General features: G+C 71.4%; 24 protein-coding genes. 10 read left to right on the plus strand and 14 right to left on the minus strand.

What is annotated here, in order from left to right; all coding sequences use genetic code 11:
* The first annotated feature begins 105 nt into the window (after nucleotides 1–105).
* Genes PUT80_RS08550 through PUT80_RS08565 form a run of 4 tightly spaced genes read left to right on the plus strand, consistent with a single transcriptional unit; the run spans nucleotide 106 to nucleotide 3,785 of the window.
* Nucleotides 106–990: a cytochrome c biogenesis CcdA family protein gene (locus tag PUT80_RS08550; RefSeq protein ID WP_037359733.1), complete on the plus strand. Its 885-nt coding sequence runs from the start codon at nucleotides 106–108 to the stop codon at nucleotides 988–990.
* Nucleotides 974–1,606: a peroxiredoxin family protein gene (locus PUT80_RS08555; RefSeq protein ID WP_051165921.1), complete on the plus strand. Its 633-nt coding sequence runs from the start codon at nucleotides 974–976 to the stop codon at nucleotides 1,604–1,606. The genes PUT80_RS08550 and PUT80_RS08555 overlap by 17 nt, the downstream gene beginning before the upstream one ends.
* Nucleotides 1,603–1,872, plus strand: coding sequence for a glutaredoxin (locus PUT80_RS08560; protein ID WP_037359736.1), 270 nt, complete (start codon nucleotides 1,603–1,605; stop codon nucleotides 1,870–1,872). The genes PUT80_RS08555 and PUT80_RS08560 overlap by 4 nt, the downstream gene beginning before the upstream one ends.
* Nucleotides 1,869–3,785, plus strand: coding sequence for a copper resistance protein CopC (locus PUT80_RS08565; protein ID WP_081655050.1), 1,917 nt, complete (start codon nucleotides 1,869–1,871; stop codon nucleotides 3,783–3,785). The genes PUT80_RS08560 and PUT80_RS08565 overlap by 4 nt, the downstream gene beginning before the upstream one ends.
* Here PUT80_RS08565 and PUT80_RS08570 read toward each other — a convergent pair.
* The gene (locus PUT80_RS08570) at nucleotides 3,773–4,366 is read right to left on the minus strand and encodes a TetR/AcrR family transcriptional regulator (RefSeq protein ID WP_037359738.1); all 594 of its coding nucleotides are present in this window, start codon (nucleotides 4,364–4,366) and stop codon (nucleotides 3,773–3,775) included. The two genes, PUT80_RS08565 and PUT80_RS08570, sit on opposite strands and share 13 nt — an antisense overlap.
* A gap of 97 nt (nucleotides 4,367–4,463) precedes the next feature.
* On the opposite strand from PUT80_RS08570, the gene PUT80_RS08575 reads away from it, so the two are divergent.
* On the plus strand, nucleotides 4,464–5,081 hold the full coding sequence (locus PUT80_RS08575; RefSeq protein ID WP_037359740.1) for a class I SAM-dependent methyltransferase: 618 nt from the start codon (nucleotides 4,464–4,466) through the stop codon (nucleotides 5,079–5,081).
* A gap of 3 nt (nucleotides 5,082–5,084) precedes the next feature.
* The gene (locus PUT80_RS08580) at nucleotides 5,085–5,732 is read left to right on the plus strand and encodes a DUF2218 domain-containing protein (protein ID WP_051165922.1); all 648 of its coding nucleotides are present in this window, start codon (nucleotides 5,085–5,087) and stop codon (nucleotides 5,730–5,732) included.
* Here PUT80_RS08580 and PUT80_RS08585 read toward each other — a convergent pair.
* The 3 genes from PUT80_RS08585 to PUT80_RS08595 form a co-directional block, all read right to left on the minus strand.
* Entirely contained in the window at nucleotides 5,661–6,617 is a 957-nt protein-coding gene (locus PUT80_RS08585; protein ID WP_037359743.1) for a M56 family metallopeptidase, read from the minus strand. The two genes, PUT80_RS08580 and PUT80_RS08585, sit on opposite strands and share 72 nt — an antisense overlap.
* Nucleotides 6,614–6,967 carry a BlaI/MecI/CopY family transcriptional regulator gene (locus PUT80_RS08590; protein WP_037359746.1) on the minus strand — a complete coding sequence of 118 codons (354 nt, stop codon included), beginning with the start codon at nucleotides 6,965–6,967 and terminating at the stop codon, nucleotides 6,614–6,616. The genes PUT80_RS08585 and PUT80_RS08590 overlap by 4 nt, the downstream gene beginning before the upstream one ends.
* Before the next feature lie 560 nt (nucleotides 6,968–7,527).
* The gene (locus tag PUT80_RS08595) at nucleotides 7,528–8,082 is read right to left on the minus strand and encodes a carboxymuconolactone decarboxylase family protein (protein WP_037359749.1); all 555 of its coding nucleotides are present in this window, start codon (nucleotides 8,080–8,082) and stop codon (nucleotides 7,528–7,530) included.
* A gap of 58 nt (nucleotides 8,083–8,140) precedes the next feature.
* Between PUT80_RS08595 and PUT80_RS08600 the strand changes: the two genes are divergently transcribed.
* Genes PUT80_RS08600 through PUT80_RS08615 form a run of 4 tightly spaced genes read left to right on the plus strand, consistent with a single transcriptional unit; the run spans nucleotide 8,141 to nucleotide 11,890 of the window.
* Nucleotides 8,141–8,449 carry a metal-sensitive transcriptional regulator gene (locus PUT80_RS08600; protein ID WP_037359752.1) on the plus strand — a complete coding sequence of 103 codons (309 nt, stop codon included), beginning with the start codon at nucleotides 8,141–8,143 and terminating at the stop codon, nucleotides 8,447–8,449.
* Between the two features lie 27 nt (nucleotides 8,450–8,476).
* Nucleotides 8,477–8,683, plus strand: coding sequence for a heavy metal-associated domain-containing protein (locus PUT80_RS08605; RefSeq protein WP_037359755.1), 207 nt, complete (start codon nucleotides 8,477–8,479; stop codon nucleotides 8,681–8,683).
* Nucleotides 8,684–8,732: 49 nt separating this feature from the next.
* The gene (locus PUT80_RS08610; protein WP_037359758.1) at nucleotides 8,733–9,641 is read left to right on the plus strand and encodes a hypothetical protein; all 909 of its coding nucleotides are present in this window, start codon (nucleotides 8,733–8,735) and stop codon (nucleotides 9,639–9,641) included.
* Nucleotides 9,638–11,890, plus strand: a complete 2,253-nt coding sequence (locus tag PUT80_RS08615; protein ID WP_037359760.1) for a heavy metal translocating P-type ATPase — start codon at nucleotides 9,638–9,640, stop codon at nucleotides 11,888–11,890. Before PUT80_RS08610 ends, PUT80_RS08615 begins: the two co-directional genes overlap by 4 nt.
* Before the next feature lie 116 nt (nucleotides 11,891–12,006).
* On the opposite strand, the gene PUT80_RS08620 is transcribed toward PUT80_RS08615, so the two are convergent.
* From PUT80_RS08620 to PUT80_RS08665, 10 genes are all read right to left on the minus strand, one after another.
* The gene (locus tag PUT80_RS08620) at nucleotides 12,007–12,276 is read right to left on the minus strand and encodes a metal-sensitive transcriptional regulator (protein WP_037359763.1); all 270 of its coding nucleotides are present in this window, start codon (nucleotides 12,274–12,276) and stop codon (nucleotides 12,007–12,009) included.
* A gap of 228 nt (nucleotides 12,277–12,504) precedes the next feature.
* On the minus strand, nucleotides 12,505–13,098 hold the full coding sequence (locus PUT80_RS08625; RefSeq protein ID WP_037359766.1) for a hypothetical protein: 594 nt from the start codon (nucleotides 13,096–13,098) through the stop codon (nucleotides 12,505–12,507).
* Complete coding sequence (locus tag PUT80_RS08630; RefSeq protein ID WP_037359769.1) at nucleotides 13,095–13,499, minus strand: DUF302 domain-containing protein; 405 nt, start codon at nucleotides 13,497–13,499, stop codon at nucleotides 13,095–13,097. Before PUT80_RS08630 ends, PUT80_RS08625 begins: the two co-directional genes overlap by 4 nt.
* 587 nt (nucleotides 13,500–14,086) lie before the next feature.
* Nucleotides 14,087–15,031: a M56 family metallopeptidase gene (locus PUT80_RS08635; RefSeq protein ID WP_037359772.1), complete on the minus strand. Its 945-nt coding sequence runs from the start codon at nucleotides 15,029–15,031 to the stop codon at nucleotides 14,087–14,089.
* Nucleotides 15,028–15,390, minus strand: a complete 363-nt coding sequence (locus PUT80_RS08640; RefSeq protein ID WP_037359775.1) for a BlaI/MecI/CopY family transcriptional regulator — start codon at nucleotides 15,388–15,390, stop codon at nucleotides 15,028–15,030. Before PUT80_RS08640 ends, PUT80_RS08635 begins: the two co-directional genes overlap by 4 nt.
* A 37-nt stretch (nucleotides 15,391–15,427) precedes the next feature.
* Nucleotides 15,428–16,486: a C40 family peptidase gene (locus PUT80_RS08645; RefSeq protein ID WP_037359777.1), complete on the minus strand. Its 1,059-nt coding sequence runs from the start codon at nucleotides 16,484–16,486 to the stop codon at nucleotides 15,428–15,430.
* Between the two features lie 244 nt (nucleotides 16,487–16,730).
* Nucleotides 16,731–17,405: a DUF305 domain-containing protein gene (locus PUT80_RS08650; RefSeq protein WP_037359780.1), complete on the minus strand. Its 675-nt coding sequence runs from the start codon at nucleotides 17,403–17,405 to the stop codon at nucleotides 16,731–16,733.
* Nucleotides 17,406–17,470: 65 nt separating this feature from the next.
* Entirely contained in the window at nucleotides 17,471–17,884 is a 414-nt protein-coding gene (locus tag PUT80_RS08655) for a hypothetical protein (protein ID WP_037359783.1), read from the minus strand.
* A 96-nt stretch (nucleotides 17,885–17,980) separates the two neighbouring features.
* The gene (locus PUT80_RS08660) at nucleotides 17,981–19,225 is read right to left on the minus strand and encodes an MFS transporter (protein WP_037359786.1); all 1,245 of its coding nucleotides are present in this window, start codon (nucleotides 19,223–19,225) and stop codon (nucleotides 17,981–17,983) included.
* Complete coding sequence (locus PUT80_RS08665) at nucleotides 19,222–20,334, minus strand: PLP-dependent cysteine synthase family protein (RefSeq protein ID WP_037359789.1); 1,113 nt, start codon at nucleotides 20,332–20,334, stop codon at nucleotides 19,222–19,224. The genes PUT80_RS08660 and PUT80_RS08665 overlap by 4 nt, the downstream gene beginning before the upstream one ends.
* Between the last annotated feature and the right edge of the window lie 17 nt (nucleotides 20,335–20,351).

The raw sequence follows: 20,351 nt of genomic DNA on the forward strand, positions 1-20,351 counted from the left end.
AGTTCCTGGCATTGGTCTCTCCAGGGTAGCGGGGGCCGCTGCGCGGACCTCACGCCAGCTACGTACTATCTCCGTACGTAGATCGTAGGAGACCGGGAGGCGGCCGTGGGCGAGGTGCTGTTCGGCTCGACGCTGCTCGCGTCGTTCCTCGGCGGCGTAGTAGCGCTGCTCGCGCCCTGCTGCGTGTCGGTCATGCTGCCCGCCTACCTGGCGACCGGGTTCCGGCACCGGGGCGGAGTGGTCCCCGCGACCCTGGTGTTCGGCGCGGGCGTCGCGACGGTCATCCTGCCGATCGGGCTGGGCGCGACGTTCCTGAGCAGCCTGTTGCTCACCCGGCACGTCTGGATCTTCTCGATCGGCGGCGCGCTGATGATCGCCGGCGGGCTCGCGACGCTGGCGGGCTGGAAGCCGCGGCTGCCGATGCCTGGCGGCCGCGCGGTGCGCGAAGGCAGCTTCGGCTCGGCGTACGTGCTCGGTGCCTTCTCCGGTGCGGCCAGCGCCTGCTGCGCGCCGGTGCTGGCCGGGGTGGCGGTGCTGTCCGGCGCGGCCGCGTCGTTCCCGGCGGCGCTGGCGATCGGCGCGTCCTACGTCGCGGGCATGGTGGTGCCGCTGGCGGTCGTGGCGTTGCTGTGGGACAAGCGCCGGGAACACGCGACGCGGCTGCTCACCGACCGCAAGGTGCGCCTGCGGCGTCGAGAGATCGCGCTCGGCACGCTGGTCAGCGGGGCGTTGATGATGCTCATGGGCGTCCTCGCGGCGGTCCTCGCGTTCACCGGGCCGGGCATGAGCGGCGGGTGGCAGGTCGAACTGTCCGCCTGGCTGCAGCACCTGAGCAGCGTCGCGGCCGGCCGGCTGTCCTGGCTTCCCGGATGGGGCCTCGCGGCGCTGCTCGCACTCGGCTTCGCGCTGCTCGTCCGCCGGGTCCTGCGAACGAGATCCGCCGACCGTACTCGACCTTCCGAGGAGAATTCCCGTGAGCAGCAGCGTTAAGACCCGGCGGGCGACGATCATCAGCGTGGCGGCGGCCGCGGTGGTCGCAGTCGTCGTGTTGTTCGTCGTCTACCAGAACTCGCAGAGCAGCAGTTCCGACGCCATCGGCGGCTCCGGGTACCAGCACGTTTCAGGTGCGCCCGGAGCCGGGACGGCGGCACCCGCGTTCACCCTCGCGTCCGACCGCGGCGCCCGGATCAGCCTGGCGGACTTCCGCGGCAAAACCGTGCTGCTGTACTTCCAGGAAGGGCTGTCCTGCCAGCCGTGCTGGGACCAGATCAAAGACCTCGAACAGAACCAGGCCGCGCTCAAGGCGGCGGGCGTCGACAGCGTCGTTTCCATCACCACCGACCCGGCGGAACTCATCGGGCGGAAGGCCTCCGACGAGAAGCTGGCCACTCCGGTGCTGTCCGATCCGGACCTGCGGGTGTCGCGGGCGTACAACGCCAACAAGTACGGCATGATGGGCGAAATGCGCGACGGCCACAGCTTCGTGCTGGTCGGCCCGGACGGCACGATCCGCTGGCGCGCGGACTACGGCGGCGCGCCGGACTACACGATGTTCCTGCCGACCGGGAAAATGCTCACCGACCTGAAGGCGGAGCGCGCCTCGTGACCGACCGGTTCGACATCACCCTGCTGACCCAGGACGACTGCGCCTTCTGCACCGTTGCCCGAGAGGTGCTCGACCGGGTCGGCCGGGAATTCCCGTTGCAGGTCAAAGAGATCCCTCTCGCGACCGACGAAGGCCGCGCACTTGCCACAACGGCGGGCGTCCTGTTCGCGCCGGGAGTCTTGATCGACGGGGAAGCTTTCTCCTACGGTCGGCTGTCGGAGCGGAAACTGCGGCGTGCGCTGGAAAAGCGCCGGATGGACGCATGACCGCCGCTCGCTCCGCACGGCGCGCGGCCGCGCGGGCAGCGGTGCTGCTGGTGCTCTCGTTCGGCACGTTGCTCGCTGCCGTGACCCCGGCCAGCGCGCATCCGACACTGCTGTTCACCGATCCGGCCCCGGACACCGCCGTGCCCACGGCGCCGACTCTGCTCACCTTGGCGTTCAACGAACCCGTGACCGTCGGCCAGCGGGCCGTCACCCTCCTCGACGGCGCAGGCCGGGAGGTCCCGCTCGGTGCGCCGACGCTCGCGCGCGGCGGGCAGAACGTCAGCGCGCGCCCGGCCGGGCCCCTCGCGCCCGGTGCTTACAGCGTGCGCTGGCGGGTCACCGGCTCCGACGGCGACCAGGTCGAGGAGGAATTCCGATTCGCGATCGGCACCGCGGTCACCGGGTCGGGGACGAGCGGCGGCAGCTCGATCTCCTGGCTCGAAGCCGCGCTTCGCTGGTTGCTGTTCGCCGGAGTGGCCGTCGCGCTCGGCGGACTCGTCGGCGAACGATTCGCCGCATCGGCGCGCGCGGAGAATCCGGCGTTGCGCGCGCCGAGGTCTCAGCTGGCGCCCGGGACGCTCGTCGCGCTCGCCGGGGCTGCCGGACTTGTGGCGGTATTGCTCGCCGGAGCCGGGGCGGAGGCGTGGCGCAGCCGGATCGGGCTGTTGCTGCTCGTGGAATCGGCCGGGCTGGTCCTCGCGCTCGTGCTCGGAACTGTCGCGAGTGGACGGTTCCGCCGGGCGAGCGCGCTGCCGCTGCTGGCCGTGGTGGTCGCCGACGGCCTCCGGTCGCACGCGAACCAGGCGATCCCCGGCTGGGGTGCGGCGCTGACCGCCGTGCACTTGGCCGCGGTCGCGGTCTGGGCCGGCACGTTGGTGTACGTGGTGCGGACGGCGTTCGCGTGGCGTACGCGGCGGCCTGCGGTCCGATGGGTGCTGGCCGGATACTTGCGGCTCGCGGGATGGGTGTTCGCCGCGGTGGTCGCGACGGGCGCGCTGAGCGCCGTGGTCCTGATTCCGCTGTCGGACCTCTTCGACACTGCCTACGGCCGGGTCCTGCTGGTCAAGCTCGGTCTCGTCGCGGTCGCCGCCGGAGCCGCGCTGGCCGGCCGGTCCGCGGCGCGCGGGAACCGGCTCGGCGGCGTACGCGCGGTGGCCCGGGTCGAGGCTGTCGTGCTGATCGGCGTGCTCGCGGCGAGCGCGGTCCTGGTCTCCACTCCGCCCGCCGGGTCCCAGCAGTCCGGCCCTCCGCCGGCGAGCGGCCTGGTCGTGCCGCTCGGTGCCCTGGCCGGGCAGATCGGGGTGAGCGCCGCGGCCAGCGACGGCCAGCTCGTCGTGCGCCTGAGCACGCCGCGACGCGGCGACTACTACAGTCCTCAAGCGGCGCAGGACTTCTCGCTCTCCGGCCGGCTCAGCGCCGGCGACTCCGATCTGTCCTTCCGCGGCTGCGGGGAAGGCTGCTTCGTGTCCACTGTGGACTGGAGAGCCGAGGACAACGTCCTGACGCTGAATGCCGGCGCGGCCGGATGGCACGGCGGCGTGGTCAGCCTGATCGTGCCCTGGCCCGCCCGTCCCGGGAACGGCGACCTTTCCCGCGCGGTCGAGAAGCTGCGGTCGGCGGAGAAACTGACGGTCTACGAATCCGTCACGAGCGACACGTCCGCGGCCGCCCCGCCGCCGCAGCGGCTGGACCTGACCGGGTCGTTCTTCGCCGCGCAGGAGCCCTACGCCTCCGGGGTCGCGCCGCTCGCCGCCCGGATCTCCCCGGACGGCCGCCCGGTGCGGCTGGCGCTCGGCTATCCGGCGGCCTCCACCGACGTGGTCCTCGCTCTCGACGGGCAGGGCCGGATCAGCGAGGAAACGCTGTCCGACGACACCCATCTGATCCACCGGCGGTTCGTCTATCCCGGCTGACGCAGCCCGGCGAGGGTGACGGCGACCAGCCGCTCCGCCGCGGCCTTCGACGGCAGGCCGCCGGCGGCGGTGAGCGCGTGGAGGCAGTACGTCGCCAGCTCCGCGGGGTCGACATCGCCGCGGACGTCGCCCGCTGCCGCCGCGTCGGCGAGCAGCTCCCGGAACAGCTCGTGCAGATGCTGCTGGGCGCGGGCGACGTGCTCGTCGGGGTGCAGCAGCGCCGCGAGCTCGGCGCCGTAGGGCTCGTCGTGGTGGTGCTGCACCCGCTCCTGGTGGATGAGGGCGTACGCGAGCAGCACTCGCTCCAGGCGGACCTCCGGCTCCGCCGGTTCGTCCCGGATCGCGACCAGGCGCGCGAAGTGCGCGTCGATCTGCCGCTCGTGCCAGGCGGACAGGATGGCTCCGACGTGGGGGAAGTACTTGTACAGGGTCGCCCGGCCGATGCCCGCCTTCTCGGCGATCTGCGACATCGTCACCGACGCGGCACCGTGCGCGGCGACCAGCGCGGCCGCGGTGTTCAGCGCCGCGTCCCGAACCGCCTGCCGGTGCGCCTCGATCGTGTCGTTCCACAGCTTGGGCACCCCGCGAGAATACACAATGCCAAGGACGAGGCAGAGTGCATTGACAGAGACACTGTGTATCGATAAAACTGGCGGTCTCCTCGAGAAGGGCACGTCGATGACCGGTTCGATTCATCCGCAGTCGCACTCGCCGAGCAGCCCGGACCAGCTCTACGCGTGCAGGCCGCCCTGGGACATCGGCCGGCCGCAGCCGGCGTTTCGCCAGCTCGCCGACGCCGGGGACATCCGGGGCCGGGTCCTCGATGTCGGTTGCGGGACCGGTGAGCACGTGCTGATGGCTGCTTCGCTCGGCCTGGACGCCACGGGGGTCGACCTGGCTGAGACGGCGCTCCGCGCGGCCAAGGAGAAGGCCCGCGCCCGTAGCCTGACGGCCGAGTTCCGCCTCCACGACGCACGCCGTCTCGGCGACCTCGGCCGAACGTTCGACACGGTGCGCGATTGCGGGCTGTTCCACATCTTCGGTGCCGACGACCGCGCCGTCTTCGCCGAGAGTCTTCGCGCCGCGGTGGAACCGGGCGGGCGGTACTTCATGCTGTGCTTCAGCGACCGGGAAACCCGGGGCGACTGGTCGCACGTGCATCGGGTGCGCCGCGACGAGATCGTCGCCGCCTTCGCCGACGGCTGGCGGATCGACGCGATCGAACCGGCCGTCATCGAGATCATTCCCGATCCGGACGGCATTCATGCCTGGCTGTCCGCGCTGACGAGGAGCTGACCGATGCCGGTGTCCGAAGCCCGCATCCGGACCTCGCGTGCGAGCCGGTACCTCGTCCAGCTCTGCCGGCACGCCGAAGCGATGGGCGGGAAGGCGCGTGCACTGCACGGCCGCGGGGTGCGGCCCGAGGTCGGTGCCGTCGAATGGACCGACACGTCCGGGAAGATCGAGTTCAGCTGGGGGCGGTGCACTCTGCGCGCGACCGACGACACGTTGATCGTCCGGCTCGACATCGACGACGAAGACCGGCTGCGCGCGGCCGAAAAAGTCCTTGCCGCCACCCTCGAACGGTTCGGACGGCGGGACGGCCTGCACGTCGGCTGGGACCGCGTCGGCACCGTCGGTCCCGTGTCCGCGAACCCCGGACGCCCGCGGAAACGGCGGACCGCCGTGGCTCTCGCTGTCGCAGTCGTGCTGGCGGTGGCCGCGCACCTGGTGGTCGGCGGGCTCGCGCTGGCGTCCTGGGCATGGACGAGTGTGCTCGCCGACGTCGTGCTGGGCCTGGTCGTCCTGAAGATCGTCGTGGTGGCGGTGCTGTCCCGGCACCGGCTCCGCAACGGCCACGCGCGTCTGCGGGCCCTATACCCCCGACAGCGGGCACGCCGCGACCGCGACGCCGAACAGCAGCGTCGCACCCATCAACACGGGTAGCGAGGTCGCCGCCGTCGCGGCGAAACCGCAGGAAAACGCCTGGCGCAGCCGGCCGGGCGGTGCGATGCCCGCGTCCAGCCGCGCGAGCCGGACGGCCACGCCGTCGCGTGCCATCGCCAGAGACCCGTCCGGCGCACCGTGCCCGGCGACGGCGAGCAATGCCGCGCGCACCGCTTCGGCGCCGTGGCTGCGGACGGCGGCCGCGTCTGCGGTCAGCTCGACCAGTTCGCGGACGGCGCACGGAGCGCGGCGGAACAAGGGAACGAACGGCAGTCCCTGGCCCATCGCCTCGACCCAGCCGATCAGGAGATGGTGCCGGCCGCGGAGATGCGCTTTCTCGTGGGTCAACACGGCGGCCACTTCGCGGGCAGGCAGCTGCCGACGCAGTCCTTCGGTGGCGACGATGACGCCGCGGCCGTGGGCCACGCTGAACGCCAGCGGCCGGTCGTGCTCCAGCCACCAGGTCGCCGGTGCACCGCCTTCGCGGCGTGCCGCGATCCGCAGCAGCCCCAGGTGCTCGCGCCGCGTCCGGGCCCTCCGGCGGGCCATGCGGAGTCCGATCACTGCGAACCGGACAGCGAGAGCAACCAGCAGCAGGGCACCGGCCAGCCCCACGAGTTCCTCGGCCCGCGGAGACGTGCCGTGCGAGATCGCCGCCAGACAGCCGTGGACGGCGGCCACCACGCTCGTCCCGGTGCCGTGGCCGGGAAACAGCAGCAGCGCGATGCCGGACACCGCAGCCGCCAGCACGCCCGCAGTGGCCAGGAGCCACGCGGTGAGCAGGGCGGACGGATCGGTGCGGGTCAGATCAGCGCGGCCGAGCAGCCCGGGAATGGTGCGGCCCGCGAGGAACGCGCCCAGCAGCAACGCGAAGGCGGCCGTCATCGGGGCGGTCGCAGACCCTGCCGGAGCGCCTGGGACTCCTCGGCCGACGCGGAGCGGGCGAAGTGCAGCAGCACCGCCGCCGGGTCGCCGGACTCGTCGAGGACCTCGCGCAGGGACCGCGCGGCGGCGTCCGCGCGGCTGACCGACGGCCGGTAGAGATACGCTTTGCCGACGCGTTCGCGGACCGCCCACTCCTTGCGGTGCAGGTTGTCCAGCACGGTCATCACCGTGGTGTAGGCGAGATCCTTGCCGGTGTCGAGCCGGTCGAGCACGTCGCGCACCTTCACCGGGCCGTCGGCGTCCCACAGGACGTCCATCACCGCCCGCTCCAGCTCACCGAGACCGCGCACCGGACCTCCACGGGCAGCTCGCCACTCACTACTACCAACACTAGTATAGCTGGCCGGTTCCGCGGTCAACGGCCGCCGCCGTGCGGCCGGCGGCGCCCCTGCCGTCACGCGCCCCAATGCCAGGGACTCAGGCCGCGCAGCCCATGCCCGCCGACCGTCCACAAAGGACGTCAGTGCTGTCGGATGCCTGATCTATGACCATGTGGCCGGGTCTTGAGGTCCGTGAGGGGAACCCTGAGGGAATCAGATTCCCTCAGGGTGGCCCTCACGGACGCCTGGCCCCGCCCAGATCCTCCGACCTGGGCAAACCGCACCCGCAGCGCCGCCTTAAGTCCCCAGCATTGGTCACGCGCCCGCCCGAGTCAAAAGACGGGAGAAGTCCGTGAAGGACTCCTTGAGGGAACCAGATTCCCTCAAGGAGTCCTTCACGGACGTCCGCATCGCGCACCGGGCCCGTCCGCGAATCCGGCCGCGACGGGAGCGGTCCAGGCTCTCTTTTCCGCGCCTCCCCGCGGTCTGTGGCCGGGCCTGCTCGTCTTCGGCACCGATGCGGTTTAGTCTTACTGTGGGTAGTAGATGTGCTCCTGCGGCTCTTCGGCCGCAGCCGGTTCGAGTCCGGCGACGAGGTTGAAGGCGCCCGTGAGGTGGTTGAGCGACACCAGTCCGACCACGTCGGCGAGCGTGCGGTCGGTCCAGCCGTGCGCGCGCAGATCGGCGACGTCCTCGTCCGAGATCGAGGCTGGTTCGGCGAGCACGCGCACCGCGTAGGTGAGCAGCGCCGCCTCGCGGGCGTCGGGCGAGGTGGCTTGCCGGGCGAGGGCGATGTCCGCTTCGGACACTCCGGCGGCGCGCGCCGCCTCGGTGTGCGCGGCGAGGCACAGTGCGCAGCCGAGCCATTCCTGGACGGCGAGGGAGATCTTTTCGCTGAGCGCCCGGGGGAGTTTGACCCGTTTGATCGCCCGGGAGAGTTCGAGGTAACCCTGCAGCAGCGCGGGCGAGTGCGCCATCGTCGCGACCATCGCCCCGGGCTCGCCGGTGCGCGCGGTGATCTCGTCGAGCAGTTGCCGGGATTTCTCCGGTGCGGCGGACCTGTCGGGCGGCGTGAGGCGGGTCATGCGGGCTCCTGTCGTCGGGTGCGTTGACTACGGTACCCCCCTAGGGTATAAATGTGCCATGAGCGAGTCACCCGCGGCCGCCGGGCCCCACGGCTACAGCGAAGACAAAGAGGACTATCTCAAGCGGCTGCGCCGGATCGAGGGCCAGATCCGGGGGCTGCAGCGGATGGTCGAGGACGACAAGTACTGCATCGACATCCTGACTCAGGTGTCGGCGGCCACGAAGGCGTTGCAGGCGGTGTCGCTCGGGCTGATGGACGAGCATCTGCACCACTGTGTCGCCGAGGCGATCGCCGAGGGCGGCGCGGCTGCCGATGACAAGATCCGCGAGGCGAGCGACGCCATCGCCCGTCTCGTCCGTTCCTGAAAACCGTTGTCCCAGAAGGAGAATACCGTGAGCGAGCAGACCTACACCGTGACCGGCATGACCTGCGAGCACTGCGTGCGTTCGGTCACCGAGGAGGTCAGCGAGATCGAGGGCGTCACCGATGTCGCTGTCGACCTGCCGACCGGCAAGGTGACTGTGCGCGCAGTCAAGGACATCGACGTCGCGGACGTCCGCGGCGCGGTCGAAGAAGCCGGTTACCAGCTGACCGCCTGAGCGGCGGCTCTCGCGACTGCGGGCCAAGCCCGCGGTGAGGACTGAGGACATGAACACAGCAGCGAAGCTCTCCGCCTACGGTGTGGCGCTTGCTCTGGTCGCCGGCGGCGGCTGGGGCATCGGCACCGCTGTCGGTCCCTTCTCCGGCGCGGCCGGGGTGCACGGCGGCGAGGACGCCGGGCACGGGGACGCTCACAGCGGCACCGTCGCGGAGGCCGCGAACACCGACCAGCCCGGCGGGCTGGCGTCGTCCAGGGGCGGTTACACCCTCACGCCCACCAGCACGACGCTCACCCCCGGCACGACCAGCCCCTTCGCGTTCCGGATCACCGGGCCCGGCGGCGCGGCGGTGACCGCGTTCGACGTCGAGCACGAAAAACGCATGCACTTCATCGTGGTGCGCCGCGATACCACCGGATACCAGCACCTCCACCCGCAGCTCGGCGCGGACGGCGCCTGGACGGTGCCGCTGTCGGTCAAGGAGGCGGGCAGCTATCGGGCATTCGCCGACTTCACCCCGGCCGGCGGGACCGGGACGACGCTCGGCGTGGATCTGGTCGCTCCCGGCGACTTCCGGCCGGTGGCGCATCCCGAATCGAGACTGGCCACTGTGGACGGCTACCAGGTCCGGCTGACCGGAGACCTGGTTCCCGGCCGCGCGTCGAAGGTGACCGCGACGGTCACGCGCAACGGCGCGGAGGTCGTCGACCTGCAGCCCTATCTGGGCGCGTACGGCCATCTGGTGGCGTTGCGGCAGGGCGATCTCGCGTATCTGCACGTCCACCCGGACGGCGCCCCCGGCGACGGGAAGACCGCGGCCGGGCCGGCGGTGACCTTCTTCGCCGAAGTCCCGTCGGCAGGCGGCTACCGGTTGTTCCTGGACTTCCGGCACGGCGGCGCCGTGCACACCGCGGAGTTCACCGTCAGCACCACGGCACAGGGAGGGAACGGGTCATGACCGCCGAAGTGGAGAACCAGCCCGCGACCGGCGAGGTCGAGCTGGCCATCACCGGGATGACGTGCGCGTCGTGCGCGATGCGGATCGAGCGGAAACTGAACAAACTCGACGGGGTCACCGCGACCGTCAATTACGCGACGGAGAAGGCGAAGGTCGTCTACTCCGGCGACGTGGCGCCGGAGCGGCTGGTCGAGCAGGTCGAGGCGGCCGGTTACGGCGCGACCGTGCCCAATGCGGAGAAGGCTGCGAGCGAAGAAGGCGCCGAGGAAGAGGACGCCACCCGCCCGTTGCGGCAGCGGCTGATCGTTTCGACGGTGCTGTCGGTGCCGGTGATCCTGCTCGCGATGGTGCCGGCGTTGCAGTTCACCTATTGGCAGTGGATCTCGCTGGTGCTGGCCGCGCCGGTGATCGTGTGGGGCGCGTTGCCGTTCCACCGTGCCGCGTGGGCGAATCTGCGCCACGGCGCGGCCACCATGGACACGCTGATCTCGATGGGGACCATCGCGGCGTTCCTGTGGTCGCTCTACGCGCTGTTGTTCGGCACCGCCGGGGTGCCGGGCATGACGCACGCGTTCGAGCTGACGGTCCAGCGGATGTCCGGCGACGGCAACATCTACCTCGAGGTCGCGGCCGGGGTGACGACGTTCATTCTCGCCGGCCGCTATTTCGAGGCGAAGTCGAAGCGGCGCGCCGGTGCCGCGCTGCGGGCGCTGCTGGAACTCGGCGCGAAGGACGTCGCGGTGCTGAGGGACGGCCGGGAGCAGCGGATCCCGGTCGAGCAGCTGCGAGTCGGCGACTTGTTCGTCGTGCGGCCGGGGGAGAAGGTCGCCACCGACGGCGTGATCGAGGACGGCAGCTCGGCGGTCGACGCGAGCATGCTGACCGGCGAGAGCGTCCCGGTCGAGGTGGGTCCTGGCGACCCGGTGGTCGGGGCCACGGTGAACGCCGGGGGACGGCTGGTCGTGCGGGCCACCCGGATCGGCTCGGACACCCAGCTCGCCCAGATGGCGAAGCTGGTCGAGGACGCGCAAACCGGCAAGGCGCAGGTGCAGCGGCTGGCGGACCGGGTCTCGGCGGTGTTCGTGCCGATCGTGATCGCGCTCGCCGCCGGGACCTTGGCCTTCTGGCTCGGCGCCGGGGACACCGCTTCGGCGGCGTTCACCGCGGCGGTGGCGGTGCTGATCATCGCCTGCCCGTGCGCGCTGGGCCTGGCGACGCCGACCGCGCTGCTGGTCGGCACCGGCCGCGGCGCGCAGCTCGGGATCCTGATCAAGGGCCCGGAGGTGCTGGAGTCGACGCGGCGGGTGGACACCGTGGTGCTGGACAAGACCGGCACGGTCACCAGCGGGCAGATGGCGCTGGTCGAGGTGCACACCGCGGACGGCGTCGAACCTGACGACGTGCTGCGGCTGGCCGGCGCCCTGGAGGACGCTTCCGAGCATCCGATCGCGAAGGCGATCGCCCGGGGCGCCCGGGAGAAGGTCGGCGAGCTGCCCGCGGTCGAGGACTTCGCCAACGTGGAAGGCCTTGGCGTGCAAGGCGTCGTGGCCGGGGCGGCGGTGCTCGTCGGCCGCACGGCGCTGCTGGCGGAGTGGAGCCAGCACCTGCCCGCCGACCTGGTTTCGGCCAAGGCCGAGGCCGAGCGGCACGGCCGGACCGCGGTCGCGGTCGGATGGGACGGGAAGGCCAGGGCGGTGCTGGTCGTCGCGGACACGGTCAAGCCCACCTCGGCCGAGGCGATCGCCCGCTTGCGGGAGCTCGGCCTGACCCCGGTGCTGCTCACCGGCGACAACGAGGCGGTCGCCCGCTCGGTGGCCGCGGAGGTCGACATCGAGGAGGTCATCGCCGAGGTTCTGCCGAAGGACAAGGTCGACGTCGTCCGGCGGCTGCAGGGCGAGGGCAAGGTCGTGGCGATGGTCGGAGACGGCGTGAACGACGCCGCGGCACTGGCTCAGGCCGACCTGGGCCTGGCCATGGGCACCGGCACCGACGCCGCGATCGAGGCGGCCGACCTCACGCTGGTCCGCGGCGACCTGCGGGCTGCGGTCGACGCGATCCGGTTGTCGCGGCGCACGTTGCAGACGATCAAGGGCAACCTGTTCTGGGCCTTCGCCTACAACGTGGCGGCGCTGCCGCTGGCCGCGGCGGGACTGCTGAACCCGATGATCGCGGGCGCGGCGATGGCGTTCAGCTCGGTGTTCGTGGTGAGCAACAGCCTCCGCCTGCGCGGATTCCGGGCGGTCGGCTGAGCGCAGCGCCCCGGGACTCGCTCCCGTAGTTGTCCGTGAAGGACTCCTTGAGGGAATCAGATTCCCTCAAGGAGTCCTTCACGGACTTTTCGCGACGGGGGCCGCAGCGGACGGCGTCAGGCGAGGGTGAGGAACAGTTTCTCGAGCTGTTCCGCGGTCATCTCGGCCTCGTCGCCGTTGCCGTCGGCGGTGACGCAGTGGCGCAGGCCGCTGGCGATGATTTTGAAGCCGGCCCGGTCGAGGGCACGGGAGACGGCGGCGAGCTGGGTGACGACGTCCTTGCAGTCGCGGCCGTCGTCGATCATCGCGATGACGCCGGCGAGCTGGCCCTGCGCGCGGCGGAGCCGGTTGCGCACTTGGGTGACGGTGTCCTGGTCGCCGATCATGGGGTCCCCTCCCTGGCTGGTTTCACGAAGGCTCACAATACCCCGGCGGGTATATTCCTGGTCAGGAGCCGCGCTTGCGCCACGGCCACGAACGCGGCGGGCGCGGTGGCGAAGGGTGGCCGGGACACCACTGCGCGGCCGGCACGGCGGCTTTGACCTGGCCGACGTGCCGGCCGCAGCCGGCCCAGGTGGTTTTGCCGCAGGTGCGGCACGAGACGGGACGGCACATCAGACCGGTTGTCCCGCCGGCATGGCCGGGGCGCCGCGCCGCGGACGGCGGAGTTCGGCGAATCCGGGGACAGCCGAGGCAGTGCGCAGGGCGTCGAGCAGGGCCTGCCCTTCTGCCGGGGCGGGCAGTTCGGTCAGCACCGGGCCGAAGAAAGCCCGGCCGCCGATCGCGGTGATCGGGCTGCCCGCGGTGTCGCCGAGGGCGTCTTGGCTCGCCTGGTGCGCGGCTCGCACCGCCGGGTCCAGATCGGCGCAATCCGCTTTGGCCGCAAGGTCTTCCGGCAAGCCGACAGCGGTCAGCGCGGTGCGGAGCAGCGCGTTGTCCACCGGCAGCCGCTGCTCGTGGATCCGGCGGCCGAGCGCGACGTGGAACCGGGCGGCGGCGGACCGGTCCTCGATCGCCGCGAGGACGCGGCCGGCGCGCAGCGAATCCTCGATCCGCCGGCGATGCGCCTCGGCCACCTCGGTTCCTTCGTTGAGCACCGCGAGACTCATCGGCCGCATCGGGAACTCCGTCCGCGTGCCGTCGAGCCAGCGGTACGCCAGCCAGGCGAACGGGCAGACCGGATCCCCGTAGAGCACCACGTCGTTCATGCCAGCTCCCGGTCCACGGCGTTCAACGCGGATTCCAGCAGTTCGGCGGCCTCCCCGGCGACTTCGGAGACTCCGGCCGCCGGCGCGACTTCGGCCATGACCGCGGGATTGATCGCCTCGACGACCGTCTCGCCGGCGCCGTTCTCGCGGACGACCACGTTGCAGGGCAGCAGCAATCCGATCTCCCGGGTCGCCTCCAGCGCCCGGTGGGCGAGCGCGGGATTGCAGGCGCCGAGGATGGTGTAGCGCTCCATCCGCTCATCCAGCTTCTCGCGCAGGGTCGCTTGCACGTCGATCTCGGTCAGCACCCCGAACCCCGCTGCGGCCAGCGCGGCCCGCGTCCGCGCCATCACTTCGTCGAAGCCCGCGCCTCGGTAGGTGCGGGACAAACCCAGTTTCACGATTGCTCCTTCCGTTCGGCAGATACCCGGTGGGGTATTGGGCATGCCCCCTAGGGTATCAGTCGACCCGGTGTGGCGCCGAGCGCGAGCACGGTGAGCTGTGTTCAGGCTCGGCGATCGCGGCACGCTGGGACGGCAGGAACCGACGTGGGCAGAGGCCAAGCAGGGGAAGGACTGCCGCTGTCGCGCGGGAGACGTTCGGGCGATCAGGAGCAATGCCAGGAACTTACTAATCCGGCCAAAAGTAGGCCGACCCCGACCGCGGCACGTAACCGTTGCTACGAAAGCCATTCGGCCGTGGCTGTGGTCGGATTAGTAATGATCGGCACAGTAAGGCTGTGCTGCGGACGCGCTTCCGGCGTGTTCCCAGGCTCAGCTGGCTCGATCCGGTCGAGCGCACGTCGCTGTGGGCCCCGGACCCGGGACCACAACCTGGCCTCATGGTGGCAAAGCGGGCATTCCGGCACTGTTGGCGTCCTTTGTGGACTGTCAGTAGGCCGAGATCTCGGAGCCTTAAGTTCCTGGCATGGGCGATCAGGAGCGGAGCGGCGAAGCGGATCGTCCCCGGGACGCGGCAGCAGCCTTGGTCACGAGCAGGACACCAGGCCGGTGAGCACCACCAGTGCGCCCGCGACCAGTGCCGGGGCCAGCAACGCGGTGAGCCCGCCGGTCACGGCGGCGAGGCGGGCGGCCGCCCGGTTGGTGCGGGCCGGTCGTTCCCGGAGCCGGTCGAGCCGGATGGCGGTGTCGCCGCCGGCCATGGCGAGCGCTCGCCATGGCCCGCCGCCGGCGCGGATCGAAAGCAGCGCGGAGCACAACGGCCCGGTGCCGCACTGGGCAGCCGCGGCGTGGTCGGCCGACAGTTCGACGAGCAGCCGCACGGCGGCGGGCAGTTCCCGCATCAGCGGGACGAACCGCACAGTGCGGCCGAGAATGTCCGCGCACGCGGTAAGCAGGTGATGATGGCCGCGGACATGGGCCCGCTCGTGGGCCAGGACGGCGTCGAGTTCCGGTACCGAAAGCCGGGCGGCGAGCCCTTCGCTGGCGACGATCATCGCGCGCCGCCCGCCGAGGCTGTAGGCGACCGGCTCGTCGTGCGGCAGCCACAGCGTCGGCACGGACCGGGAGCCGGCCGAGCCGCACAACCGCAGGGCGGCCAGGTGGCGGCGGTACTGGCGATTGCGGCTCCGGCGCCGCCCGGCCGAGGCCACCGCCAGCCGGACGGCTCCGGCGAGGGCGAAGGCTCCCGCGCTCGCGCCGACGACCGGGTCCAGCAGCGGCACTTCGCCGTGGCTGAGCGCGGCCCAGCAGTCGTGCAGCGCCCGCAGCACCGCGTCGGCCGGGCCGTGCCCGGGCAGCACGAGCAGCAGCACTCCCGCGACAGCGCCCGCCAGGACCCCGGCGGCGCTCAGCAGCCACCAGGCGATCGCGGTGCCGGGAGAGATCCGGCCTGCGGCCAGCCTGCTCAGCGGGCGTGGCGACCACCAGCCCACGAACACGGCCCCGAGCAGGAGCGCCGCCGCGACGATCACCGCTTCCGCGACTTCCGGCGCAGCGCCCGGCGGAGGATGTCCGACTCCTCCTCGGACGCCGTCTGGACGAAGTGCAGCAGGACCGATTCCCGGTCCTCGGTGGAGTCCAGCAGATCGCGCACCGTCTGCGCGGTCGCCTCCTCGCGGGAGGCGGTCGCCTGGTAGTGGTACGCGCGGTTCCGCATCTCGCGCTCGACCCAGCCCTTGCGGTGCAGGTTGTCCAGCACCGTCATCACCGTGGTGTACGCGAGATCGCGGTGCTGGTTGAGCTCGTCGAGCACTTCCCGGACCCGCATGGGTTCCGCCGCGTTCCAGAGCACGTCCATCACCGACGCCTCGAGCTCGCCCAGTTTCAGCATGGCACCTCCGGGGATCAGGATACTTGCTCCGCCGGGATCACCCGACGATGCGCCGTGCTCCCATCAGGTGCCCGTCCCCGCGGATCGGCCGCACGTCGACCAGCTGGCCCTCGGTGGGCGCGTCGACCATCTTGCCGTTGCCGACGTACATGCCCACGTGATGGATCGCGCCGGCGCTGCCGGAACCGTCGTCGTAGAACAGCAGATCGCCCGCGACGAGCTGGTCCAGCGGCACGGCTTTGCCTGAGGTGAACTGCTGCCGGCTCGTCCGGGGCAAGGTGATCCCGGCTTGTTTGTACGCCCACGAGGTCAGCCCGGAGCAGTCGAACTGGCTCGGGCCGGTGGCGCCCCACTGGTATTCGGAACCGCGTTTGGACAGCGCCGCCTGCAGCGCGTCGTTCGCCGCGCCTGGAGGACCGAGATAGGAACCGCTGTCCTGCACCTGTCCCAGCTTCGTGCGGGCGGCCGAGGGCAGCTGCGCCAGCGCCTTGCGCACCTCGCCGATCTGCTTGTCGAGATCCGTCTTGCGTCCCTGGACTTCTTCCAGCGCGGTGGCGGCGTCGTTCGCGGCCAGCTGCGCCGATTTCTGCGCCTTCTCCGCGGCGGCCTTCGCGTTGTTCGCGGAGGCGACCGCGCGCTGCAGGCCGGTCAGTGTTTCGTTCTTCCGCTCCGCGAGCAGGGAGAGGATGGAGGCGCGATCGAGGAACTCCTGCCGGTTGCTGCTGTCGAGAAGCAGGGCTGTGTTGCTCAATTGGCCGCCTTCGAGCGCGGCGTTCGCGACCTGGTTCGCTTGCGGACGGAGCCGGTCGATCGCCGCCTGCGCGCCGACGACCTCGCCGTTGGCCTTGGCCACGGCCGCGTCGGCCGCGGCACGGTCGTTCTGCCGGGCGGTGAGCGACTCCTGTGCGCCCAGGAGGTCCTCGTCGGCCTTGGCCGCTTGTGCGCCGAGTTCCTGGTAGCGCTGCATCGGATCCTGGCTGCCGCCCGGGGGCGGCGCGGCCTGCGCCGCCGCGGGCAGGGTGGCCAATCCCAGGACGACGAGTGCGGCGGTGGCGGCTATCGGATGTCGGAAGGCACGACGCCGTTGCGGTGTCACGGGTGCTGAATCTCCTGTCGTGGGGACCTGCGTTCGGGGTGGACCGCCCCGCCGGCCCGCGGTCACATTAAGGTAACGCGCGGATCTTGTCCACTATCGCATCTAGTACTAGCGAAGCAGTTGTCGGAATCCGGTGAACAGGAAGGAAAACGTTCGTGCGGGAACGCACGAACCCGGGAGTAGACCCGGAGAACGGCAAAGCGGTGCGCCGGGGCCACGGCGGCCGTGGCCCCGGCGGCCCGGGTCAGCCCTGCGAGAGCAGCCCCTGCATTTCGGTGATCTCGGCCTGCTGGCCGTCGATGATCTTCTGCGCGAGCGCCTTGGCGTCGGCGTTGCCGCCCTTGGCCAGTTCCGTCTTGGCCATGTCGACCGCGCCCTGGTGGTGCTTGATCATCATGCCGAGCCACATCTTGTCGAACTCGGCGCCCTTCATCGTGTCGAGCTTGGCCATGTCCGCGTCGGACATCATGCCCGGCATCGACCCGCCCGGCATCGGCATCGAGGACGACGAGCCCATCCCCGGCATCGACGACATCCCCGGCATGTTGTGGTCGCTCATGCCCGGCATGGCCGAAGCGGAGGAAGAAGCGGCGCCCCACGCGGTGAGCCAGCCTTGCATCTGCTGGATCTCCGGGTCCTGAGCTTTGTCGATCCGGCCGGCGAGGTCGACGACCTTCGGGTTGGTGCTGCGCGAGGACACCATCTTCGCCATGTCCAGTGCCTGCTTGTGGTGCGGGATCATCTGCTGGGCGAAAGCGACGTCGTCGTTGTTGTGGCCCGCGGCCTGCTGGTTCGACGCGGGCGCGGGGGCGGACGACGAGCCCATCTGCATGCCGGACGGCTGATCGCCGCTGTTGCAGGCGCTGAGCGCGAGGGCCGACGCCACCGCGATGCCGCTGATCACCAGAGTTTTGCGCACGACAAATCCTTCTCTCGAAAAGTGATTGCTGAAATGACCGGTGGGGACCAGGCAGGCCCGGCCGGTCAGGTCCGCAGCACGCAGAGAGAAGCAAGGACCAGGCGGCCGCGTCTGTCCGGCGGCCGCCCGGGGACGGGCGAGCCGCGCGGACCGGCGGGGACCGGGAGCTTCGCGGCGGAATGCCTGCGGAAAGCCAGCAGCGCGAGCACCAGTGCGCCGACCGCGTACAGCACGGCGAGACAGAGGTGCAGCATCGTGTGCGCGCCGCCCGGCGTGCCGGGGTGTTCCTCGCCCGAGCCGGTGGGGGCCGCGTCTGCCATCGCGATGGGCGCGTCCGCCATCGCGGCGGGCACGGCGGCCGGGGCCATCGCGTGCGCGGAACCGCCGGGGAGGCTGATGTGGTGCATGGCGGCGATGCACAGCGCCAGCGCACCCAGCAGAAGGATCTGCCGGATGCCGCCGAGCCGGTTCGCCGCCATGCCCCCACCGTACTCAGGCACCGGGCCGCCGACGCTGCCGAGCCCGTCCGAGTGCTATGTCACCCAGTACGAGCGGGGGTAGTCGGCGGCCCGTGTTCAGGCCGCCGGGGCGAGCCGGTTCGCCGCGCCGAGGCTCCGGATCGCCCACGCGCAGGCTGCCCCGAGCAGGGCCAGGATCAACCACGGCGCGGCGGGCACCCCGGCGTCCCGGGCCAGGTCCAGCACGGTCCCGGTGAAGAGGTTGCCGAGCAGGATCCCGACTCCCACCACCGTGTTGTACAGCCCGTAGTGGGTGGCGACGAGCCGATTGCCCGACAGCGCGACGATGGTGTCCATTTCGAACGGGAACACCACCAGCGTGCCCAAAGCCAGCAGCGCCGCGGAGAGGATCAGCGGGACCCAGGTCAGGACTGCGGGGCCGCCGGCGGCACCGGCGGTCAGCGCGGGCGGCAGGAACGCCGCGGCCATCAGCAGCAGGCCGGTGGCGAGGCAGCGGCCCGGGCTCCACCGTTCGCGGCACCAGGCGGTGATCCGGAGCTGCCCGGCGATCGCGAGGGCGCCGGACAGTCCGAAAAGGATCGCGACCAAGGCGGTGCCGGAGAAACCGGGGCCGGCGATCCGGCGCGCCTCGAGCGGCAGCGCGAGGTACACCTGGAACGACAGCACGTACGAGCCGATCATGGCGAGCGAGAACAGCACGAACGAGCGGTTCCGGAACACCCCGGCCCAGTCTTGCCGGATCGAGCGCGGCTGCGCGGGACGCTCGGCCGAGTGCGCCGGCAGCGCGCGGATCTGCAGGACCGTGAGCACCGCGAACACCGCGGCCGCGGTCAGGCAGGTCACCTTGAACGCCACGCTGGTCAAGACGAGCCCGACGACCGGGCCCAGCAGGATGCCGGTCTGGTAGAAGACGTTGAACAGCGCGAACGCCTCGACCCGCCGCTCGCCCGCGTCCGCCGCCAGGTAGGCGCGCACGGCCGGGTTGAACAGCGCACCGGCGAACCCGGTGGCGGCCGAGGCGATGATCAGCGCCGGGACCGAATCGACCAGGCCCAGCAGGGCGAACCCGCCGGTGCGCAGCGCGCAGCCGGCGATGATGAGCGGCTTGTAGCCCAGCCGGTCGGCCAGCGTGCCGCCGATCAGGAACATGCCCTGCTGGGAGAAGTTGCGCACGCCCATCACCAGCCCGACGACCCAGCCGGCCAGCGCGAGGTCCGCCGACAGGTGCGAGGCCAGATACGGCATCAGCATGTAGAAGCCGAGGTTGATGGTGAGCTGGTTGAGCATGAGCAGCCGGGAAGGCCGGTCGAAGGACCGGTACCGGGTGATGAGCGAGGTCACCGGACCACCGCCAGGGTCGGGTCGACGACGTGCGTGCACCGGGTCCAGCGCTGCACGACCCGGTCGGCGGGAGCGCCGATGCGGTCGGGTTCCGCGGCGGGCGGCGCGTCGAGGAGACCGTGCTGCCGGCAGTAGTCGTCGTTGTAGACGGTGTCGAAGTACCGGTTCGGTCCGTCCGGGAAGACGGCGGCGATCCGGGCGTCGGCGGGTTCGGTGCGGGCCAGCCATCCGGCGACGTGCGCGACCGCGCCTACGCTCCAGCCGCCGGTGGCGTGGTGGGACGCGGCGAGCCGGCGGCAGGTCCAGGCCGCTTCCGCGGGGGAGACCCAGTGGACCTCGTCGAACCCCGCGTAGTCGACGTTGCGCGGGTAGATGCTGGAGCCGAGCCCGCGCATGAGCCGGGGTGCCGCGGGCTGGCCGAAGATGGTCGAGCCCACCGTGTCCACGCCGACGACCTTCAGGTGCGGGAAGTATTCCCGCAGCACCCGCGAGACCCCGGCGGAGTGGCCGCCGGTGCCGACCGAGCAGACGAGCACGTCGACCCGGCCGAGCTGGGCGACCAGTTCCAGGGCGAGCGGCGCGTAGGCCGCGACGTTGTCCGGGTTGTGGTACTGGTCCGGGCAGTAGGCTCCCGGCCGCTCGGCGAGCAGCCGGCGCACCCGTTCGCGGCGGGCTTCCTGCCAGCCGCCGGTCGGGTGCGGTTCGGTCACGAGCTCGACCCGGGCGCCGTAGGCGGACAGCATCCGGTGCACGATCGGCTCCAGGCCTGGATCGGTCACCACCGTCACAGGGTGGCCGTGCACGATGCCTGCCAGTGCGAGCCCGAGGCCCAGCGTGCCGCTCGTCGATTCGACGATCGGGGCTCCGGGGGCCAGTTCGCCGCGGGCACGGGCCTGCTCGACCATGTGCAGTGCGGGCCGGTCTTTCATGCCGCCGGGGTTGAATCCTTCGAGCTTGGCCCAGAAGCCGCGTCCCGCGGAGGCGAAGGGCTGATCGACCCAGAGCACCGGGGTGTTGCCGACCGCGCGGGCCGGGCTGTGGCACCGCGCGGCGGCGGTGAGCAGTTGAGGGGGAGAATTCGTTGCGGCAGGGGGCAAGACGGTTTCCATCGAGTCTCTTTTCGCGT

This window comes from Amycolatopsis sp. La24, from assembly GCF_029087445.1.
In the GTDB taxonomy this organism is placed as follows: Bacteria; Actinomycetota; Actinomycetes; order Mycobacteriales; family Pseudonocardiaceae; genus Amycolatopsis; species Amycolatopsis nivea.